Origin of the sequence: Kocuria subflava, from assembly GCF_012163155.1 — a bacterium.
GTDB classification, from domain to species: Bacteria; Actinomycetota; Actinomycetes; order Actinomycetales; family Micrococcaceae; genus Kocuria; species Kocuria subflava.
Genome location: NZ_JAAVUN010000185.1, coordinates 1 through 578 on the forward strand (window position 1 = coordinate 1; position 578 = coordinate 578).

Here is a 578-nt window from a genome sequence, read left to right on the forward strand (position 1 = left end):
CTGAACGGCTTCAACATGTCCTGGCAAGCCGCGCGGGCCGGTGTCGACTTCCGCGGGGACGGCGCCTACATCATCGTCCCGCCCTCCCACCGCAATATCGATGGGCAGCAGCGGCACTACACGCTCGAGCAGATCAATCACGGCCCCGCCTCCGCTCTGAATGCCCAACGGTTGCGGGACTTCCTCGACCCCAGGCCGCAGGTCCCTGCCCCTGAGTCGCGCGGCGCTCACCGTTCCGCGGATGTCGCTGCCCTGGCTGAGCGCGTGGCGAGCCTGCGGGAAGGCGAACGGAACCTCGGACTGTTCAAGGCCGCCTGCCGTCTCGCCGAGAACGGGACTTCTCCCAGCGATGCTCTGGATGTCCTCGGTGCCGCTGCCGGGCAGGCAGGCCTTGGGGAACGGGAGATCAGCCGGACAGTGCGCTCGGCCTACGCCAACGTTCACGGCGCTGGGGCAGGCCAACGCTCATCCGCGACTGATCAGCAGAGCTCGTTTACCCCAGCACGAACGAGCCCATCGCATCCGCCGGTCTACCGGGTGATGTGGCCATGGTCGGCTCGCAACGGTGGGGGTGGGCG

General features: G+C 68.2%; 1 protein-coding gene. It reads left to right on the plus strand.

All coding sequences use genetic code 11. The annotated features are described in order from the left end of the window. Positions 1-15: 15 nt before the first annotated feature. Positions 16-578, plus strand: a 563-nt coding sequence (locus tag GTW58_RS13675; RefSeq protein ID WP_342453328.1) for a primase C-terminal domain-containing protein, incomplete at its 3' end; no start/stop codon positions are given.